The sequence below is a fragment of the Nocardia sp. NPDC051981 genome, assembly GCF_040680715.1.
Classification (GTDB): domain Bacteria; phylum Actinomycetota; class Actinomycetes; order Mycobacteriales; family Mycobacteriaceae; genus Nocardia.
Map to the genome: position 1 here is coordinate 236,551 of NZ_JBFAXK010000009.1, position 18,387 is coordinate 254,937.

Sequence of the window (18,387 nt, forward strand, 5' to 3'; positions counted from 1 at the left end):
CTGATCACGCCGCAGTGGTACCGAGCGCCGCGTCGGCGGCAGATTCGAGTGCCGGGTAGTCGGTGTAGCCCGCTGCGCCGCCGACGTACATCAGGTGTGCGTCGCGCACCGGGTTCAGCGGCGCACCGATCCGCAGGCGGTCCACCAGATCCGGGTTGGCCAGGAAGGACCGGCCCAGTGACACCAGGTCCGCGCCCGCCGCGAGCAGCGCGCGGGCTGCGGCGGCGCCGCCGTCGGCGGGCACCGGGGCGCCCCAGCCGAGGTTCGGATTGGCGATCAGCGTGGTCGGCCACAGGCTCCGAATCTGCTGAAAGAGAGCGCTTTCCGGGTCCGCGAACACCACGTGCAGGTAGGCCGGATGCCGCTGCGCCAGCGCCGCGACCAGTGCCGGGTACAGCTCGCCGGTATCGGTTTCGGCGATGCCGTTGACGGTGACACCGGGTGCGATCCGCACCCCGACCCGCTCCGCGCCGATGGCCGCGATCACCGCGTCCACCACCTCGAGGGTGAACCGGATCCGGTTCTCGATCGAGCCGCCGTAGGCGTCGGCGCGGTGATTGGTATTGCCCGACAGGAACTGGTGCAGCAGATAGCCGTTGGCGCTGTGGATCTCGACGCCCTCGAATCCGGCGGCTACCGCCGCGCGGGCGGCGGTCGCGAAATCGGCGATAGTGTCCCGGATTTCGACATCGGTGAGCTCGTGCGGAGTCACCGCCTCCTGCTGGCCGGACGGTGTGTGGATGGTCTCCGGCAGTGGGATCGGCGAGGGTGCGACCGGGGTCAGTCCGCTGTTGTCCGGGTGCCCGACCCGCCCGCCGTGCTGGAGTTGCAGGAACATCCGCCCGCCCGCGGCCCGCACCGAGTCGGTGACGCGCCGCCAGCCGGCGAGGTGCGAATCGGTGTAGAGGGCAGGGATGTTCGGGTAGGTCAGCCCGGCCGGGTTCGGGGTAGCCGCCTCCGCGATGATCAGTCCCGCTCCCGCGCGCTGCGTATAGTAGGTCGCCATGAGCTCGGTGGGGGTCCCGTCGGCGGCGGCGCGATTGCGGGTCATCGGGGCCATGACCAGCCGGTTCGGGAGTTCCAGCCGGCCGATCCGGCCGGTGCTGAAGAGGTCCGTGTTCGTCATGCCCGTAAGGTAGAACCTGACATTGATGTGAGGTGCAAGCCTCGGAATCCGGAGTGCCGCATGCGAATCGGTGAGCTGGCCAGACGCACCGGCGTGAGCGAACGATCGCTGCGCTACTACGAGGAGCAGGGTCTGCTCGTCGCCGCCCGCACCCCCGGGGGCCAGCGCGACTATCCGGACCTGGCCGTCGATCGTGTGATCCACATCCAGGAACTCTTCGCCGCCGGCCTCAACAGCAAGAAGATCTTCGAGATCCTGCCCTGCATGCGCGACACCGACGGCGGCGCGAACGAGCGAGCCACGCCCGAGCTCGTCGACGAGTTGGTCGCCGAACGCGATCGCATCGACCGCGCCATCGCCGACCTTCTGCGCTCCCGCGAAGTCCTCGACGATGTCATCTCGCGAGCCGGGGAACGCTTCGCCGTGAAATAACCGAATGCGGTCGTTCGTTGGGACGTGGGAACATGGAGGTGTATGAGTAAGCCAGAAACGTATCAGTTCACTCCCGCCGAAGACCTCGACGAGGAGATCAACGACGCCCCCGAGACCGGCCGCAACGGCTGGTCGGCCGCGCCGACGGTAGGTGAACTGCAGCTCGAGGACCGCAGTGCCCTGCGCCGTGTCGCGGGTCTGTCCACCGAACTCACCGACGTCACCGAGGTCGAGTACCGGCAGCTGCGCCTGGAGCGCGTGGTGCTGGTCGGCGTCTGGACCGAGGGTACGGCCGCGCAGGCCGAGGCGAGCATGGCCGAGCTGGCCGCGCTGGCCGAGACTGCGGGTTCGGAGGTGCTCGACGCGATGATCCAGCGTCGTGACCGCCCCGACAAGTCCACCTATATCGGCTCCGGCAAGGCCGAGGAGCTACGCGCCATCGTTCTCGAGTCCGGCGCCGACACCGTCATCTGTGACGGTGAACTGACCCCCGCGCAGCTGACCGCGCTGGAGAAGGTCGTGAAGGTGAAGGTCATCGACCGCACCGCGCTGATCCTGGACATCTTCGCCCAGCACGCCACCTCGCGCGAAGGCAAGGCGCAGGTCTCGCTCGCGCAGATGGAGTACATGCTGCCGCGGCTGCGCGGCTGGGGTGAGTCCATGTCCCGGCAGGCCGGTGGTCGCGCCGGCAGCAATGGCGGTGTGGGTCTGCGTGGTCCCGGTGAGACCAAGATCGAGACCGACCGTCGCCGCATTCGTGAGCGAATGGCCAAGCTGCGCCGCGAGATTCGTGAGATGAAGACCGCCCGTGACACCAAGCGCGCCAAGCGTTCGGAGAGCGGCATCCCGCAGGTGGCCATTGTCGGCTACACCAACGCGGGCAAGTCGTCGCTGATGAACGCGCTGACCGATGCCGGAATCCTGGTGCAGGACGCGCTGTTCGCCACCCTGGATCCGACCACCCGCCGCGCCGCCCTGGAGGACGGCCGCGAAGTGGTGTTCACCGACACCGTCGGTTTCGTGCGCCACCTGCCCACCCAGCTGGTCGAGGCGTTCCGGTCCACCCTGGAAGAGGTGACGGGCGCCGACCTGCTGCTGCACGTGGTCGACGGCTCCGATCCGCTGCCGGATCAGCAGATCAAGGCGGTCCGCGAGGTCATCACCGACGTGCTGCGCGAGTCCAAGCTGCCCGCGCCGCCGGAGTTCCTGGTGGTCAACAAGATCGACGCGCTCGATCCGCTGGAGCTGACCCAGCTGCGTGGCTGGCTGCCGGACGCGGCCTTCGTCTCCGCCCGCACCGGCGAGGGCCTCGACCAGCTCCGTGACCTCCTGGGCCAGATCCTCGGCGGCCTGGATGTCGAGGTCAGTGTCCTGCTGCCGTACACCCGCGGCGATCTGCTCGCCCGCATCCACGCCGACGGCAAGATCCTCAGCTCCGAGCACGAGGAGTCCGGCACCCGGGTCCACGCCCGCGTCCCGGATGCTCTCGCCGGCCAGCTGACCGAGTTCGCCCACGCGGGCGGCTCGCCCAACGGCTCGCAACCGTCCTGACCCGCCCGGCCGGAGGTATCCGACTACCTCCGGCTGTGGCGTGTCCGGCGTCATCGCCGGGCTCAGCTCCTCGCCTGTCGCCGCTCCGCACGGTGCCGCCCCGCCCGTGCGCGGCGAGCGGCGGAACTCCTGATGTCTTCGACGAGGCAAGCGGCGAGCAATATTCCGCCCAAAACGGTCATCAGCGACAAAACCCAAGCATCCCAAGGCATTACGACTCCCACTGTTTCTTCGGATTGCGAATGAACCTGCGGTCGAATCTGATTTGCTGACGCTCTGTGATAAGTAGACATCCAAACGCGTTGCCGGAGTGAGTCCCTCGCGGACATTTTACGAAATACGATGAAAGTCCGTCTCGGCGATGTCCGCGGCGGACATTTCCCTGATAGCGAGGCTGAGAAATGACTGAATTGACGGTCTCTCGCATGGATTTCGGGAACTTCATGCGCGGAGTACGTGAAGACGCACATCAGACGCTGCTCGCCGCCGCGGCGGGCCTCGAGGTGTCCCGCCAGGTCATCATGCGAATGGAGGAGGGAAGTCCCACCAAGCTCACCGGGCCGCTGATCGCGAAGGAGTACGCGCTGTGACGAAACTCCCGCCGACCGGCACGTGGTACAAGTCGAGTAGGTCGGATGCCGCCAAACAGTGCGTCGAGGTTTTTCTCGGCGATGGGAAGGTGGGCGTCCGCGACTCGGAAGCGGTAGGCCCGGAACTCTGGTTCCCGGAGGAGGCTTGGCGGTCCTTCATCGACAGCCGGGTGTGGGATCGCTGATATCCCCAGACCGGACGGGCTCAGGACCTGGTCGAAGCGTCCTGCCCGCCGTCTACGCGGGCATTCGATGCGGCGACTCGTGCCAGGCTCACGACAACTCCGGCGACTCCGGCCCCGACACCCCACCGGCCACCACATCGGTCGCCCAGTGCGCCCCCAGATAAGCCATCGCGACACTTTCGCTGATTACCTGTGTCGAATGGTGCGCGTTCCGTACTCGGCCGCGTCTTGGTTCGGGTGCGGATCAGCGTGGACAGGCGGCGGCCACCGCGACCCAGGCGAAGTCGAGCTCTGGCAGCCTGCCTGAACATCGGTGCGCGGCGGCTCAGGGCAGCATCACGACTTTGCCGGTGGCCTGGTTGTTTTCCATGTATCGATGGGCGGCGGCGATCTCGTCGAGCCGGAAGATGCGGTCGATGGTGGGGCGGTAGGCGCCGGATTCGATGTCATGGATGATCCGTTGCAGCACAGGCGTCCCCGCGTCGCCTTCGCGGTTCTTGCTGTGGAAGGCCGTGAGTCTGGTGCCGGAGGGGATCATCGCGATCGGTTCGAAATCGGAGATGAGCCATCCGCTGAGCGAGCCCGACACACAAACCGTGCCGCCGCGCCGGACCAGGTGGAGCGAGTCCACGGCGGTGCGGGCGCCGACCAGGTCCAGAACGTAGTCCGGGCCGTCGGGCCAGATCGCGTGCACGCTCGCGGCCAGTGATTCGCCGTCGTCGATGAGGACATGGTCGACGCCGGTCGCCCGCAGGGCGTCGATCCTGCTGGGCTTCCGCGTCGTTGTCGCGGTCTCGATGCCGTGGCCGACGGCGATCGACGCGGCGGCCATGCCCACCGACGAGGTGCCGCCGCGAATCAGCAACCGGCCCTTGGTATCCGGCTCGATTCCCAGCGCGTCGAGCGAACCCTGGGCGGTCAGGTAGGACTCGGGGAGGGCGGCCAGGATCTCCCACGGCAGGGTGGTGGTGATCGGCATCAGGAGGGAGTTCGGCAGGAGGGCGTACTCGGCGTAGCCGCCGTCGAAATCCCGGCCCATCTCGCCCATGACCGCGGCGACGGTCGTGCCCTCCAGGAGCGCGGAATCGGTTGAGGTGGCGATGATCCCGACGCATTCGATGCCGAGTACCCGCGGGAAGCGCACGCTGGGGGAGTGTCCCTGGCGAGTCCGCAGCTCCGACCGGTTCAGGCCCGCGCCCTTCACCTGCACCAGGCTCCAGCCCTCCCGGACCTCGGGGATCGGCAGGTCGCGGATTTCCAGAACCTCGGGGTCGCCGGCCCGGCCGCAGATCGCCGCTCGCATAGTCGTATTCACTCGCGTCATCGTGTTCATGCATTCACTGTCGACGACCGGCAGGCTGGCGGGCTACCGATAGAATGCCAAGCTATGCCCGATAGCCGCCAACCTCTCGAGTCGCGGCTGTGGCCGTCCGGCGGAGCCCACCTCTGGTCGTCGGGCGCGGCGAGTTCGGCCGATTCCCATTCACGTGGGCACCTGGTGTACGCGGCGCGCGGCGTGCTGTCGGTGCACACCGAACACGGCACCTCGATCGTCCCGGCCAATCGAATCGCCTGGACGCCAGCGGGATTCACGCACTACCACCGCGCGCACGGCCGCACCGACATGCGGATCGTCTTCCTGCCGCCCGCGCTCGCCGGGCTGATACCGGACCATCCCGCCGTGTTCCTGGCCTCCGATCTGGCCCGCGCGGTCGTGCTCGCGCTCACCGGCACCCGCGAGTACGACCGCGCGGCGCGTGCCCGCCTGCATCGTGTCCTCGTCGACGAACTGCGCGAAGCGCGCGAGCAGCCACTGCAACTGCCGGAGCCCCGCGATGATCGGCTGCAGGCCCTTGCGCGGACGCTGTACGAAAACCCCGGGGACAACAGCTCATTGGCGGATCTCGGCCGCGCGGTCGGAGCCGGCTCCCGCACCCTGAGCCGGCTGTTCCGCAACGAACTCGGCATGACCTTCTACGAGTGGCGCACCCAGGTGCGGGTCTATCACGCCCTCGTCCTCCTCGCCGACGGCCATGACACGACACAGGTCGCGCACGCGTGCGGGTGGTCGAATCCCAGCGGCTTCATCACCGCTTTCACGGCCCTCGTCGGCACCACCCCCGGCCGCTATCGAATCGCCCACCAGCAGAAGGCCGCTCGATAGCCGGCGGACTCAGACCTCCAGGCCGGCGGTGAGGGTGGCCGGGTCGGGGCCGATCCGATTGCCTCGGTCGACCCCGTCGATGCGGGCCAGCTGGCCGGGCGTCAGCTCGAAGGAGAAGACGTCGAAGTTCTCCCGGATGCGGGACGGGGTCACCGATTTCGGGATCACCACATTGCCGAGCTGCAGATGCCAGCGGATGATCACCTGTGCCGGGGTCCGGCCGGTTTCCTCCGCGATCTCGACGATGGCCGGATCCTTCAGATCCGCGCCGCGACCGAGCGGACTCCAGGCCTCGGTCACGATGTGGTGCTCGGCGTGGAAGGCCCGCAACTCGGGCTGCGCCAGGTGCGGGTGCAGTTCGATCTGGTTCACCGCCGGGGTTTCGCCGGTCTCGTCGATGACACGCTCGAGGTGATCGCGATTGAAGTTCGAGACGCCGATCGACCGGATCCGGCCCTCGGATTTCAGGGTCTGGAAGGCCCGGAACGTATCGACGAACCGACCGGCCTGCGCCACCGGCCAGTGAATGAGATACAGGTCCAGATAGTCCATTCCGAGCCGCGCCATGCTGGCGTCGAAGGCGCGCAGGGTGGAGTCGTAGCCCTGTTCGGAGTTCCACAGTTTGGTGGTGAGGTAGACCTGCTCGCGCGGCAGCCCGTACTCGCGGATGGCGCGGCCCACCTCGACCTCGTTGCCGTAGATCGCGGCGGTATCGATACTGCGGTAACCGGTTTGGAGAGCCGCGGTGACGGCGTCGAACGCCTCCGCGTCGGCGACCTGGAACACTCCGAAACCGAGCGCCGGAATCGCGTGTCCGTCGCTCAGGACGATCGACGGCACTGTGCTGCTGTCGCTGTGGAAGGTCATGCCCATCGACTATAGGGCCCGATCGGTCAGGGCTGCGGGCGTACGGTCAGGATCTGCTGGGCGTAACCGACCGCGCCCCGGACGTCGTGGAGAACGGTGCTGGTCAGCCCTTGCCCGGTGTGGCCGAAGGTGACCGTCGTATCGAGGCCGGTCCACTCGCCCTCCGGCTGCCGGTAGAGGTGGATGGTCAGGTCCAGGTTCGGGAACATCCACTTGGTGGGCTCCTGCCGGACCGCGATGCCGTTGGCGGTGTCGACCAGTGCGATGTAGGAGGCGAGAGCCTCGGATTGCTCGCCCGCGACCAGGTCGAGGGAGGTGGTGATCCAGGCCGTGGTGCGGCCGGGCTGTGGGATACCGACCGGCCGGGTGTCGATGGAGGCGATGTAGCCGCCCGACCAGAGCGAACCGAGCTCCCAGGACTCCAGCTCATCGGGCGCGGGCAGCTGGTCCGGTTCGCCGCCCGCGACGCTGTCGGTGTCCTGGACGCTCAGGAACCAGGCCCGGGCACTCACCACGCTGCGGCCGCCGATGGTCACCGTGGCCTGCACCAGCTCGATGGTGCGGCCGGGCCGGACGGTCTCGACGCGAATCTCGAACTCCTCGAACCCGATCCGGCCGAGGATGTCGAAGCTGATGCGGCTCAGCACCAGACCCGGGCGATCGGCGCGGGCGCGCAGGATCTCGTGCACGATCAGACCGCCGACCGGGCTGAAGTGCTGTTCGTCGTCGGCCCACGCGCCGCCCGCGTGGCGGGTGGGGACGAATCGGTGTTCGCCGACTCTCCGGAAGTAGCTGGACTCGGGTGCGCTCGTCTCCGTCACATTTCCCAACCTACGGGTCGAGTTTTGATCTGGCTAGTCGGTAAACCATCTTTGTGGTCGGAACAACCGACCCGAGCGCCGCCTATGATCGAGCGATGACTTCGACCGTGGACGCGGACGCCGCCCCCGCCGGGCGCGCGGCACGCCGGCGTGACCGCCGCAAGGCGGAGATGATCGCGACCGCGCTGCAGATCCTGTCCAGCAGCGGCTATCAGGGCATGCGGTTCGAGGACGTCGCCGAGCGCACCGACATCGCGAAAGCCACGCTGTACCACTACTTTCCGAGCAAGGACGCGCTGGTGTCCGCGGCCCTGGAGAAACTCACCGCCGATGTCCTGACCAGCCTCCGCGCGGCCCTGGACACCGCCGCCGACGCGCCGCCCGCCGAGCAGCTGCGGGTCCTGATCGCGGCCCAGCTGCATGTGCTGACCGTGCTGTATCCCGAGGTCGGCAAGCTCTTCTCGTTCCCCGCCCCCTGGCCGAGCGAGCACTCCGAGGCCATCAAGACCATGCGCCGCCGCCACGACCGCCTCTTCCGCGAGGTCATCGACCGCGGAATCGATTCCGGCGCCTTCGACTGCCCCGACCCCGCGGTGGCCCTGCACTGCCTGCACGGCATCCTCAACCACGCCTCCATCTGGCTGCGCCCCGAGGCCGACCCGGACCACCGCACCCGCGACGCGGTGGTCGACGAATCGCTCAGACTGTTCCTTCACGCCTGACCCATCGGCGTTGTCGCGTCCCACTCAGTTGGACGGTCGGACCGATTCGTGATGAATTCGGCCGAGCGGTTGCGAGTCTGAGGGGATATCCCATCAGAGTGGAGGGAGCAGCGGGATGGAGCCTGCGCCGACCCCGAACCCGCTGCGACTGTCCGAGCTCGGTGCCGATTCGACCGCGGTATTGCGCGTCATCGCGCACTTCGACGATTTCGACGAGTCCGCCGCCAATGCCGACACGGTCGTGCGAGCCGCAGCGCTGCTGGCCGAATGCGCGGTCGGGGCGAGCTGGCCATCCGGGACCCTGATCCGCTACGACGCCGCGGGCCGCCTGCTGCCCGCCACCGGCACACCCGCCGACACGGTCGGGACCGATCCCGCGGTCTGGCTGGAGCGACAGATGGTGCCGGCCGCGGCGCATCCGCTGGACGGCGTGGTGCTGGATCGGCTGCGGCATTGTCTGCGCGTGGCGTCGGTGCGGCAGGCGGCCAATCCGCTGCGGATGGATGATCCGGCACTGCTGGAAGTGGTGCTGTCGGAGAAGGAACGGCGTGAGGATCGCGTGCGGGCCATGCGATTGCTCGGGCTGGATCCGGCGCGGGCGACGCGGGTGCTGGCGGTGGCCGGGCCGGGCGCGGCGGACGCGGTGCGGATCATCGGCGAGCACGTGCCGATCCTGCGGCAGGCCGTGATCGGGGCGACGACCGCGGTGCTGGTCCAGGATTTCGCGCCGCCCGGTGGCGCCGGAGAGACCACGCGCCGCCCGGCTGTCGCTTCGGACCGGTCCGTGCCCGCTGCCGGGAACTCGACGGTGCCGGTCCCGACCGGGCCCGGGCGTCCGTCGATGGTCGACCGGGGACTGTCGGATATCTTGAATGCTGCTGTCGCGCAGTCGTTCCCGGCATCGCAGGCGGGCACGGGCGGGCCGTGGATCGGCGTGGGGGAGCGGTTGCCGGCGTTCGCGGCCGCCACCTCGTGGGAGCAGGCGCGCCGCGCGATGCGATTCGCGTCGTCGACCTGGCACGGGCGGCGGGTGATCGCGTTCGAGCGGTTGGGGGCGCTCGAGCTGCTGGCGGATCTGCCGGTGCAGCGGCTGCTGGGGATGGCGGATGTCATGCGGATCAACGAGTTCGCCGCCACCGAGGCGGGAGCGCTGGCCGTCGACACCCTCGAGGCGTTCTGTGTCTTCGGCACCCTGCGGCGCACCGCGGCCGAACTGCACTTGCACCACAGCACGGTGGCCGCGCGGATAGCGCAGGTCGAGGCGGTGATGGGCTGGGATGTGGACGAGGCGCTGGACCGGTTCACCGCCACCCTGGTGCTGACTGTCCGGCGCATGACGCTGTCCTCCGCGCAGTTGGCGGGCCGCATGCCGCCCGATCCGACAGGTGTCGGGTGCAGGCGCTGATACCCGCGACGGGCGGCGGGTGATCCGGGTCACGTCGGTCGGTGACGATCGGTGGGCACAACCGGTGCGGGAGAAGGAGATTCACACCATGGCGATTGTCGATCCGGCCAAGACCTGGGAGCTGCTCGAGCGGCGGCTGGCCGTCACCACCAACGAGCGCCACCGCCAGGTGCTCGGCATCGTCATCGAGCACATGAAGGCCGAGGCCGCCCCTGACCTGGACGGTCTGATGCGCACCCTGGTCGCGGAGCCGGACTACCACTTCTGGAACGCGGGCCAGGATGTCGGCCCGAAGGGCTGGGACACCGTGCACGCCTACTACTCGGCCTTCGTCGAGAGCAAGTCCAACATCCTGGAGTTCGAGCTGGACCGCCTGCTGGTGGACGACGACTGCGTGGTCACCGAGGGCTTCCTCAAGCAGATCTACCCGGGCGCCTACGCCGCCCAGATCGGCATCCCCGTCGACGATCCCGCCGCCGACTACCTGATCACCTTCCGCCAGCTGCTGCTGTGGCCGGTCGACGCGAACGGCCTGATCGTCGGCGAGGACTCCTACCACTCGGGCCCGGTGGAGATCCGCAAGCTGTCCTTCGACGAGCTGCCCAGGGAATACGTCGAACTCGTGCACCCGGCCGCCTGACAGCGGCGAGACTCGGCATATGGAAGGCGAATCGGACATGACGGACCTATCAGTGGCACCCCCGGCCGTGTCGGCGGAGACCCCGGCGGTGTCGCCGGAGCAACACCGGCGTCGCGCGGACATCGCGACCATGCTGCTCGACCGCCTCGGCGACGAGCGGCTCGGAGTGCGGACTCGCGACCGCGATTGGACCTGGGACGCGGTGGTGCGGGAGTCGGCGGCGCGCGCCGAACTGGCCCGGGAGCTGCGGCGCGACGGGCCCTTCCACATCGGGGTGCTGCTGGACAATGTGCCCGACTTCGTCTTCTGGCTGGGCGCCGCCGCGCTGGCGGGCGCGACCCTGGTGGGCATCAACCCGACGCGCGGAAACGCCCAGCTGGAGGCCGACATTCGCTACGTCGACTGCCAGCTGATCGTGACCGACGCGGCCGGGATGGCCCGCCTGCGCGGGCTCGACCTCGGCCTGGAACCGGAGCGGTTCCTGCTGGTCGACGATCCGGCCTACGCCGAGCGGATCGACGCGCACCGGGTCGAGCCCGCCGCCCACGCGGGCCCGGAGGCCTTGCTGCTGTTGCTGTTCACCTCCGGCACCACCGGCACCTCCAAGGCGGTCAAGTGCACGCAGCGCCGCCTGGCGGTGATCGCGTACGCGGCCACCGACAAGTTCGGTCACGTGCGCGAGGATGTCGACTACTGCTGCATGCCGCTGTTCCACGGCAACGCGATCATGGCGCTGTGGGCTCCGGCCCTGGCCAACGGTGCGACCGTCTGCCTCACCCCGAAGTTCTCGGCCTCCGGATTCCTCTCGGACGTGCGGTATTTCGGCGCGACCTTCTTCACCTATGTGGGCAAGGCGCTCGGCTACCTGCTGGCCACCCCGGCGAGTCCGCAGGACGCCGACAACACCCTGGACCGCGGTTTCGGCACCGAGGCGTCGGTGGCCGACCAGGCCGAGTTCCGCCGCCGCTTCGGGGCCGAGCTCTTCGAGGGCTACGGCTCCAGCGAGGGCCCGGCCCTGGCCGCCATCGACCCGGCGGCGCCGGCCGCGGCGCTGGGCCGTCCGGCCCATCCGGGGGTGGCGGTGGTGAATCCGGAGACCCTCGCCGATTGCGCGCGAGCGGAATTGGATGAATACGGTCGTGTATTGAATCCGGACGAATCGGTCGGCGAGATGATCGACAAAGCGGGTGCGCTCGTCTTCGAGGGCTATTACAAAAACGATGCCGCGGATGCCGAACGTTTGCGGAACGGTTGGTATTGGACCGGCGATCTCGGATATATCGACGCGGACGGATTCCTCTATTTCGCCGGACGTAAAGGCGACTGGCTTCGCGTCGACGGCGAGAACACCTCGACGCTGCTGATCGAACAGGTGATCCGACGGCATCCCGCGGTCATTGCCGCCGCGGTCTACGGCGTCCCCGACGCCCGCTCGGGCGACCAGGTGATGGCCGCCGTCGAGGTGGCCGACCCGGCCGCATTCGATGCCGCCGAGTTCGCCGAATTCCTCAGTGCCCAGGACGATCTCGGCAGCAAGGGCGCGCCCCGGCTGCTGCGGGTGTCAGGAAATCTGCCCGTCACCGGCTCCAACAAGGTGCTCAAACGCGAACTCCAGGAACAGCGTTGGCACACGTCCGAGCCGATCTATCGCTGGGTCGGTCGCGGTAAACCGGAGTACGACCTCTTTACCGATTCCGGCAAATTGGAACTCGAAGCCGAGTTCGTCTCATTCGGGCGCTCGAACCTGTTCTAACCCTGATTCGGTGACCTGCGCGGACTTTCGTTACGATGCCGTTATCGAAGGTTCTTGCAGGGAGGGTTTGTCTTGTCTCGTCATGACGATCAATGGTCCGACACCGAATCGCCCAGGGGGCTGACCGACGGCGCGCCACTGCACGTCGATCTCGCCGATGCCGATCGCCGCATCATCGATCTGCTCGTCGCCCCCTCGCGGGCCTGGTTCAGCCCGCGCTTCTACGGGATGGAGAACTTCCCGGAGCAGGGCCCGGTGCTGCTCGTCGGCAATCACAGCCTGGCGGGCGGCACCGACGCCCCGCTGCTCGCGCACGAGATTCTGGTACAGCACGATCGGCTGGTGCGGGGGCTCGCCGAGAATGTGCTCATCGATGTGCCGGGGCTGCGAGATGTGTTGCACCGCTGGGGAATCGTGCGCGGCAACCGCCACAATTGCACCACGCTGCTGGAGCAGGGCGAGGCCGTGGCGGTGTTCCCGGGCGGCGGCCGTGAGGCCATGCGCGGCAAGGGGCGGAAGTACCAGCTGCTGTGGGAGGGCCGCACCGGCTTCGCCAAGATGGCCATCGCGACCGGCGCGCCCATCGTCCCGATCGCCATGGTCGGCGGCGACGACATCTACGACATCGTCTTCGACGGCGATCACCCGGTCATGCTGCCGCTACGCAAGGCCGTCGAGGGCCTGGGCCTGCGCTCGAATCTGACGCCGCCGCTGATCCGCGGCCTCGGTCCGACGCTGGTGCCCAAGCCCGAGCGCTTCTACTACTCCCTCGGCACCCCGATCGACACCAGCCCGTGGCGTGACGCCGAGGATCTCGAGGCCGCCGCCACCGAGCTGCAGGCCGTGGTGAAGAAGGCCCTGGAAGGTGAACTGGACTTCCTGCTGGCCGAGCGCGACCGGGACCGGGGTCGCAGCCTGCTGGGCCGCACCCTGGGCCGCTTCGGCCTCTGAGCACCACCTGATTTCCCGGTAGGTTTACCGGGGTTCAGCAGCTCCGTTCCGCGACGTCAATGGCGACTGTCGCAGTTCGGACCACTTTCTTCTCCCGTGAAGTTAACCTCCGTTCGACTTTCGAGTACGGTAATGAGCACAGGCGATGGTGCCGATGTGGTCACTGTAGGAGGTTGGCGTGGAGCGCACTCTTTTCGAACCCGAACACGAGCTGTTCCGGGAGTCGTTCCGTAAGTTTCTCGATCAGCATGTGGCTTCCCAGCATGAGCAGTGGGAGCACGACGGCATCGTCGATCGCTCGGTCTGGCTGGAGGCCGGCAAGCAGGGGTTCCTCGGCATGGCCGTGCCGGAGGAGTACGGCGGTGGGGGTGTGCTGGACTTCCGCTACAACGCCATCGTGACCGAGGAGGTCACCAAGGGCTTCTACTCCGGCCTGGGTTTCGGTCTGCACAACGACGTGATCGCGCCCTACCTGCTGGAGCTGGCCAACGACGAGCAGAAGCGGCGCTGGCTGCCGGGCTTCTGCTCCGGTGAGATCATCACCGCCATCGCCATGACCGAGCCCGGCACCGGCTCCGACCTGCAGGGCATCAAGACCCGCGCGGTCAAGGACGGCGACGACTGGATCCTCAACGGCGCCAAGACCTTCATCACCAACGGCATCAATGCCGACATCGTGATCGTGGTCGCCCAGACCGACCCGTCGAAGGGCGCGATGGGTTTCTCGCTGCTCGTGGTCGAGCGCGGCATGCCCGGCTTCGAGCGCGGCCGCAATCTGGACAAGATCGGCCTCAAGGCGCAGGACACCGCCGAGCTGTCCTTCACCGACGTTCGTGTCCCCGGCAAGAACCTGCTGGGCACCGAGGGGCAGGGCTTCGTCCACCTGATGCAGAACCTGCCGCAGGAGCGCCTGTCCATCGCCGTCATGGCCGCCGCCGCCATGGAGGCCTGCCTGGACCTGACCTGCCAGTACGTGCGCGACCGCAAGGCGTTCGGCAAGCCGATCGGCGCCCAGCAGAACACCCGCTTCGTGCTCGCCGAGCTGGCCACCAAGACCACCGCCGTGCGTGTGTTCGTGGACCGCTGCATCGAACTGCTCAACGACCGGAAGCTGACCGTCGAGGAGGCCGCCATGGCCAAGTGGTGGTCGAGCGAGGAGCAGGTCGACCTCATCACCAAGTGCCTGCAGCTGCACGGCGGCTACGGGTACATGCGCGAGTACCCGATTGCCAAGGCGTACATGGACGCCCGCGTCCAGACCATCTACGGCGGCACCACCGAGATCATGAAGGAGATCATCGGCCGCAGCCTGAAACTCGCCTGATCAGAGGCGGTTTCTTGGATCACGGGATGGCCGCTGTCGGGTGAAAACGGACTCGATAGCGGCCCGCGTGTGGACGTCCTGGTCGGGCCACAGTGCAACGGCCGGAGGTCGGTCAGATGGTGACAGTGATGATGTCCTGGTGGATGTGGATGTCGATGGTTCCGTAGTCCTGGGCGCGGATGGTGCGCTCGATGATGTGCGCATTGTGTCCGCACAGGATGACGATGGCCAAGCTGGTCGAGTTCAGCACGTGCACTGCGGCATGATCAGAGATCGTCGAGTACCCCAGTTCGGGGATTTCGAGTGCGTTGATATTCCGCTCGAGGTCGGAGATCACCTTCATGCGCCTGTCTCTGTCCGATTTGCCGAGTGGGGTGGACGTGGCTTTCGGAACACCGGACCGGGGGTGGCATGACCGGAATCGGTTGGGGGTGATCACGAAATCCTCCCTGCTGACGAGTGGGGTACGGCGGCTCGATGCCTTACGGGTGCGTATGGGGACTGCCCTCGGTGGGCGTGCCGAGAATTCTGCTCACATGCCGCGCGACCGTAGGGACCAGTCGGTGATCGCGAATATCGGGCAGGGCGCGGTCGACGGGGGTGATGAGTGTGAGTGCCCGTGCGGCGGCGGCCAGCGCGTCGACAGTGACGTGGTTTGTGCCGTGTCCGGACAGTGCGCCGAGGAGCCCGGGTAGTGCCAGTGCGGCGAAGTGGAAGGGGTCGGTGGGAACCTGGACCGTGCGGGCGGGTACCGCCCATCTCGAGTCTTGTCCGGTCAGGTCGACTGTGATGTCATGGTCGACCATCAGCTTCCGGATTGCGGGCCCATGGAAGTCGTTGCCGCGCAACGCGGTGACGTCGGCCGCCCCGCATTCGAGCAGTGCCGCTGCCAGGTGCGGTGCCCGGTCCGCGCCGATCACCGCCAGCCTGCCGTGCCGCGGCGGGATTCGCTTCGCGCGCAGCGCTGTTACGGCCGCGGCGGCCGCTGTCGCGGTGAGCGCGTCGGTTTCGGAGATCACCAAGCGCCCACGGGCGGCAGCGGTGATCGACTGCACGGCAACGGATTTCTGCGCGTCGAGTCCGATCAGGAAGACCGCTGTGATGTGTCGAGGGAGTTTCGCGATCCGCGCGGCGACCGAATGCGGCCGGCCCGTCGTGCACGGGACGGCCGAGCCGCGCAGCACCGTGCGATCGGTGAGCAGCGCGGCATAGTCCTCCATGGCCGTCCAACACGAGTTGTTGGTTCGATTGGCGCGGCTGCCCCAGACCGCGACCACCGCGGCACCCATGTCTCTCGAGGCGGGTCTCCCACGATTGGCCGCGGTGTTCCCTTGACCGGAATCGATATGGCTGGTCACTCGCAGTGCCTCACTCTCATGGGCTCGAGCGGACGTAATGTTTGATCTTGGAAAATTCGCAATCAGTGGCAATACCGACGTGATCGGCTCACGACAGGGCTCAGGCCCGGCCGTGACGTCGCTCGTAGGCCTCGCGGTCGGAAGCGGCACGCTGGCGTTCGCGTTGATCGGCCAGTGCCGGATCGAGGCCGTGTTTGGCGAGGCGGGCGCGGCGGTAGACGTACATGAGGGCGGCGGTGAAGTAGATCAGTGGCAGGTAGAGCAGTGCCATCATGGCCAGGCCCATCCAGAGCGGTCCGGGGATGAGCAGGAACAGGCACAAGGGAGGAATGATCGGGATCAGGATGCGCAGCAGGTAGCGGCGGGCCGCGCCAGGGCCGGTGAGGTCGTTGATCACCCAGTCGGACATGGACGGCGGTAGGGTGCCGCCGCTGATGTACCGGATGCGCTGTGCGAGTGTCGGTGTCGTACGTTCGGTCATGGTCAGGGTGCTTTCACGGGGTCGGGCAGGTAGCAGCGAGCACGGGCGATGGCGTCCGGCGTGCGCGCGAAGATGCTGCTGTCACCGCCGACCGGCAGGGCGCCGATCGCGCCGAGGCAGCGGCGGTGGTCGTCGCGCAGGCCGGACATGAGGACCGCGATACCGTGGTGCTCTAGTTTCCCGATGGCGTCCTTGAGTACCAGTGCGCCGGTGGTGTCGAGGGCGGTGACGTGGGACATGCGCAGAATGACCACGTGCACGTCGGATACCTCGGCGAGTTCGAGCAGGAACCGGTGGGCGGCTGCGAAGAACAGCGGACCGTCGATGCGATAGGCCACGATGTGGTCGTGGAGCAGGTCGTGTTCGGCGGCCAGATGATCGGTGTCGTCGGCCGGGATGTCCAGCGGAAGTCGTCGCAGCCGGGCCTCTTTCGCGACCGAGCGCAGTGCCAGCAGCACCGCGATGCCGACGCCGACGGCGACCGCGGTCACCAGGTCCAGCGCGACCGTGACCAGGAAGGTCACCGCCATGATGGCGGCATCGCCCTTCGAGGCGCGAGCGATGGCCGCCAGCGACGCGGTCTCCACCATCCGCACGGTGGTCGCCAGCAGGACGCCCGCGAGCGCGGCCAAGGGGATATCGGCGACCAGTGGAGCGGCGAGGTAGATGATCGCGGTCAGCACGGCCGCGTGGGTGAGCGCCGCGAGCCGGGTGCGTGCGCCGGAGCGCACGTTGACCGCGGTGCGGGCGATGGCGCCGGTGGCCGGGACGCCGCCGAACAGGGGTGCGGCGATATTTGCCAGCCCTTGTCCGAACAGTTCGCGGTTCGGGTCGTGGCGGGTGCCGACGGCCATGCCGTCGGCGGCGGTCGCCGAGAGCAACGACTCCAGCGCCGCGAGGGCGGCCACCGCCAGCGCGGGCGCGATCAGCGTGCCCAGCTGGTCCAGATGCACGAATCCGAGTGTGGGAGCCTGCAATCCGGCCGGGACCGATCCGATGGGTGTGAGATCGAGATCGAACATTTTGGCGGCGACGGTGGCGATCACCACCGCTATCAGCGCGAACGGCAGTTTGGGCAGGTACCGGCCGCCGATCAGTACGATCGCCGCCACGATCAGCGCGGTCGCGAGCGTCACGTGGTGCGGCTGTGCGGCATAGTGGCGTACCGCGTCGAACGCGGACTGCCACACCTTCTCGCCGTGCGCGTGGGCGATGCCGAGGGCGGAGGGGAACTGCTGCAGGGCTATGACGACCGCGATTCCGGCGGTGAAGCCCTCGATCACCGGGGCGGGCATGTAGCGCACCGCGCGCCCGACCCCGGCGACCGCGAGCACCACCAGCACGATGCCGGCCAGCAGCCCCACGGCCAGCACCCCACTCGCGCCGTGCTGGTGGAAGATCGGCACCAGAACCACCGTCATGGCCCCGGTCGGCCCGGACACCTGGAAGCGGGAGCCACCGAACACCGCGGCCACCACGCCCGCCACGATCGCCGTCGCGATACCGGCCGCCGCGCCGAGGCCGGAGCTGATGCCGAAGCCCAGCGCCAGCGGCAATGCCACCAGCGCGACGATCAATCCGGACAACAGGTCGGCACCGGGGGAGCGGACCGCCGGTCTCCAATCCGACCAGGTCGGCAGCAGAGCCCTCACGATCAGCGCGCCCCGGCGGTGTCCGTCGAACGTTCCTCGGCGAGACGGGTTTTCAGCGCGGCGAGCTGTTCGCGTAGCTGTTCGGGCAGTCGGTTGCCGCCGATGGTGGCGTACCACTCGTCAATCGAACCGATTTCGTTCACCCACTCGTCGACATTCACCGCGAGCGCGGCGGCGGTGAGGTCACGCTGCGCGTCGGTCATACCGTTCAGATCCAGCGCGTCCGGGGCCGGCACATACCCGATCGGGGTTTCGACGGCCTCGGACGCACCGTCCAGGCGCTCCAGGGCCCACTTCAGCACGCGCACGTTGTCGCCGAAGCCGGGCCACAGGAATTTCCCGTCGGCGCTGCGCCGGAACCAGTT

20 protein-coding genes are annotated in these 18,387 nt (G+C 68.0%); 11 read left to right on the forward strand and 9 right to left on the reverse strand.

Annotated features, from left to right (window positions below; all coding sequences use genetic code 11):
• Positions 1 to 4: 4 nt before the first annotated feature.
• A complete protein-coding gene (locus AB0L60_RS18830; RefSeq protein ID WP_364615170.1) occupies positions 5 to 1,126 on the reverse strand; it encodes an alkene reductase in 1,122 nt (373 codons plus the stop codon).
• A gap of 60 nt (positions 1,127 to 1,186) precedes the next feature.
• Between AB0L60_RS18830 and AB0L60_RS18835 the strand changes: the two genes are divergently transcribed.
• The 4 genes from AB0L60_RS18835 to AB0L60_RS18850 all read left to right on the forward strand — a co-directional run bounded on the left by AB0L60_RS18835 (position 1,187) and on the right by AB0L60_RS18850 (position 3,884).
• Positions 1,187 to 1,558: a MerR family transcriptional regulator gene (locus AB0L60_RS18835; protein ID WP_364615173.1), complete on the forward strand. Its 372-nt coding sequence runs from the start codon at positions 1,187 to 1,189 to the stop codon at positions 1,556 to 1,558.
• Positions 1,559 to 1,600: 42 nt separating this feature from the next.
• Positions 1,601 to 3,109 (forward strand): GTPase HflX, encoded by a 1,509-nt coding sequence (gene hflX, locus AB0L60_RS18840; RefSeq protein ID WP_364615176.1) that lies wholly within the window; start codon positions 1,601 to 1,603, stop codon positions 3,107 to 3,109.
• A 401-nt stretch (positions 3,110 to 3,510) separates the two neighbouring features.
• Entirely contained in the window at positions 3,511 to 3,699 is a 189-nt protein-coding gene (locus AB0L60_RS18845) for a hypothetical protein (protein ID WP_364615179.1), read from the forward strand.
• Positions 3,696 to 3,884, forward strand: coding sequence for a DUF397 domain-containing protein (locus tag AB0L60_RS18850; protein ID WP_364615182.1), 189 nt, complete (start codon positions 3,696 to 3,698; stop codon positions 3,882 to 3,884). Before AB0L60_RS18845 ends, AB0L60_RS18850 begins: the two co-directional genes overlap by 4 nt.
• A 325-nt stretch (positions 3,885 to 4,209) precedes the next feature.
• On the opposite strand, the gene AB0L60_RS18855 is transcribed toward AB0L60_RS18850, so the two are convergent.
• Positions 4,210 to 5,199, reverse strand: coding sequence for a zinc-binding dehydrogenase (locus AB0L60_RS18855; protein ID WP_364615185.1), 990 nt, complete (start codon positions 5,197 to 5,199; stop codon positions 4,210 to 4,212).
• A 72-nt stretch (positions 5,200 to 5,271) separates the two neighbouring features.
• Here AB0L60_RS18855 and AB0L60_RS18860 point away from each other — a divergent pair, with 72 nt between their 5' ends.
• Positions 5,272 to 6,048, forward strand: a complete 777-nt coding sequence (locus AB0L60_RS18860; RefSeq protein WP_364615188.1) for an AraC family transcriptional regulator — start codon at positions 5,272 to 5,274, stop codon at positions 6,046 to 6,048.
• Positions 6,049 to 6,057: 9 nt separating this feature from the next.
• On the opposite strand, the gene AB0L60_RS18865 is transcribed toward AB0L60_RS18860, so the two are convergent.
• Both AB0L60_RS18865 and AB0L60_RS18870 read right to left on the reverse strand, forming a co-directional pair.
• Positions 6,058 to 6,915: an aldo/keto reductase gene (locus AB0L60_RS18865; RefSeq protein WP_364615191.1), complete on the reverse strand. Its 858-nt coding sequence runs from the start codon at positions 6,913 to 6,915 to the stop codon at positions 6,058 to 6,060.
• 26 nt (positions 6,916 to 6,941) lie between these two features.
• Positions 6,942 to 7,736, reverse strand: coding sequence for a thioesterase family protein (locus AB0L60_RS18870; RefSeq protein WP_364615194.1), 795 nt, complete (start codon positions 7,734 to 7,736; stop codon positions 6,942 to 6,944).
• A 95-nt stretch (positions 7,737 to 7,831) separates the two neighbouring features.
• On the opposite strand from AB0L60_RS18870, the gene AB0L60_RS18875 reads away from it, so the two are divergent.
• The 6 genes from AB0L60_RS18875 to AB0L60_RS18900 all read left to right on the forward strand — a co-directional run bounded on the left by AB0L60_RS18875 (position 7,832) and on the right by AB0L60_RS18900 (position 14,531).
• Positions 7,832 to 8,458: a TetR family transcriptional regulator gene (locus tag AB0L60_RS18875; protein WP_364615197.1), complete on the forward strand. Its 627-nt coding sequence runs from the start codon at positions 7,832 to 7,834 to the stop codon at positions 8,456 to 8,458.
• Positions 8,459 to 8,573: 115 nt separating this feature from the next.
• On the forward strand, positions 8,574 to 9,863 hold the full coding sequence (locus AB0L60_RS18880) for a helix-turn-helix domain-containing protein (RefSeq protein WP_364615200.1): 1,290 nt from the start codon (positions 8,574 to 8,576) through the stop codon (positions 9,861 to 9,863).
• An 88-nt stretch (positions 9,864 to 9,951) separates the two neighbouring features.
• Positions 9,952 to 10,503, forward strand: a complete 552-nt coding sequence (locus AB0L60_RS18885; protein ID WP_364615203.1) for a nuclear transport factor 2 family protein — start codon at positions 9,952 to 9,954, stop codon at positions 10,501 to 10,503.
• 130 nt (positions 10,504 to 10,633) lie between these two features.
• Positions 10,634 to 12,256, forward strand: a complete 1,623-nt coding sequence (locus AB0L60_RS18890; RefSeq protein WP_364615268.1) for an AMP-binding protein — start codon at positions 10,634 to 10,636, stop codon at positions 12,254 to 12,256.
• A gap of 72 nt (positions 12,257 to 12,328) precedes the next feature.
• Positions 12,329 to 13,207: a lysophospholipid acyltransferase family protein gene (locus tag AB0L60_RS18895; RefSeq protein ID WP_364615206.1), complete on the forward strand. Its 879-nt coding sequence runs from the start codon at positions 12,329 to 12,331 to the stop codon at positions 13,205 to 13,207.
• A 178-nt stretch (positions 13,208 to 13,385) separates the two neighbouring features.
• Entirely contained in the window at positions 13,386 to 14,531 is a 1,146-nt protein-coding gene (locus AB0L60_RS18900; RefSeq protein ID WP_364615209.1) for an acyl-CoA dehydrogenase family protein, read from the forward strand.
• A gap of 112 nt (positions 14,532 to 14,643) precedes the next feature.
• Here AB0L60_RS18900 and AB0L60_RS18905 read toward each other — a convergent pair whose 3' ends face one another.
• The 5 genes from AB0L60_RS18905 to AB0L60_RS18925 form a co-directional block, all read right to left on the reverse strand.
• Positions 14,644 to 14,874 carry a hypothetical protein gene (locus AB0L60_RS18905; RefSeq protein WP_364615212.1) on the reverse strand — a complete coding sequence of 77 codons (231 nt, stop codon included), beginning with the start codon at positions 14,872 to 14,874 and terminating at the stop codon, positions 14,644 to 14,646.
• Between the two features lie 139 nt (positions 14,875 to 15,013).
• Entirely contained in the window at positions 15,014 to 15,820 is an 807-nt protein-coding gene (locus AB0L60_RS18910) for a hypothetical protein (RefSeq protein WP_364615215.1), read from the reverse strand.
• A 169-nt stretch (positions 15,821 to 15,989) separates the two neighbouring features.
• Positions 15,990 to 16,370, reverse strand: coding sequence for a DUF5313 family protein (locus AB0L60_RS18915; protein ID WP_354839696.1), 381 nt, complete (start codon positions 16,368 to 16,370; stop codon positions 15,990 to 15,992).
• A gap of 2 nt (positions 16,371 to 16,372) precedes the next feature.
• Positions 16,373 to 18,022 carry a SulP family inorganic anion transporter gene (locus tag AB0L60_RS18920; RefSeq protein ID WP_364615220.1) on the reverse strand — a complete coding sequence of 550 codons (1,650 nt, stop codon included), beginning with the start codon at positions 18,020 to 18,022 and terminating at the stop codon, positions 16,373 to 16,375.
• Positions 18,023 to 18,024: 2 nt separating this feature from the next.
• On the reverse strand, positions 18,025 to 18,387 hold a 363-nt coding region (locus tag AB0L60_RS18925; protein ID WP_364615223.1), incomplete at its 5' end, for a phosphoenolpyruvate carboxykinase domain-containing protein.

What these genes read in the sequence shown, in the direction of transcription:
- AB0L60_RS18830 (WP_364615170.1), bottom strand. Translation starts at nt 1,126, where the DNA reads ATGACGAACACGGACCTCTTCAGCACCGGCCGGATCGGCCGGCTGGAA.
- AB0L60_RS18880 (WP_364615200.1), top strand. Translation starts at nt 8,574, where the DNA reads ATGGAGCCTGCGCCGACCCCGAACCCGCTGCGACTGTCCGAGCTCGGT.
- AB0L60_RS18865 (WP_364615191.1), bottom strand. Translation starts at nt 6,915, where the DNA reads ATGACCTTCCACAGCGACAGCAGCACAGTGCCGTCGATCGTCCTGAGC.
- AB0L60_RS18835 (WP_364615173.1), top strand. Translation starts at nt 1,187, where the DNA reads ATGCGAATCGGTGAGCTGGCCAGACGCACCGGCGTGAGCGAACGATCG.
- AB0L60_RS18860 (WP_364615188.1), top strand. Translation starts at nt 5,272, where the DNA reads ATGCCCGATAGCCGCCAACCTCTCGAGTCGCGGCTGTGGCCGTCCGGC.
- hflX (WP_364615176.1), top strand. Translation starts at nt 1,601, where the DNA reads ATGAGTAAGCCAGAAACGTATCAGTTCACTCCCGCCGAAGACCTCGAC.
- AB0L60_RS18875 (WP_364615197.1), top strand. Translation starts at nt 7,832, where the DNA reads ATGACTTCGACCGTGGACGCGGACGCCGCCCCCGCCGGGCGCGCGGCA.
- AB0L60_RS18885 (WP_364615203.1), top strand. Translation starts at nt 9,952, where the DNA reads ATGGCGATTGTCGATCCGGCCAAGACCTGGGAGCTGCTCGAGCGGCGG.
- AB0L60_RS18910 (WP_364615215.1), bottom strand. Translation starts at nt 15,820, where the DNA reads ATGGGTGCCGCGGTGGTCGCGGTCTGGGGCAGCCGCGCCAATCGAACC.
- AB0L60_RS18905 (WP_364615212.1), bottom strand. Translation starts at nt 14,874, where the DNA reads ATGAAGGTGATCTCCGACCTCGAGCGGAATATCAACGCACTCGAAATC.
- AB0L60_RS18915 (WP_354839696.1), bottom strand. Translation starts at nt 16,370, where the DNA reads ATGACCGAACGTACGACACCGACACTCGCACAGCGCATCCGGTACATC.
- AB0L60_RS18845 (WP_364615179.1), top strand. Translation starts at nt 3,511, where the DNA reads ATGACTGAATTGACGGTCTCTCGCATGGATTTCGGGAACTTCATGCGC.
- AB0L60_RS18890 (WP_364615268.1), top strand. Translation starts at nt 10,634, where the DNA reads ATGCTGCTCGACCGCCTCGGCGACGAGCGGCTCGGAGTGCGGACTCGC.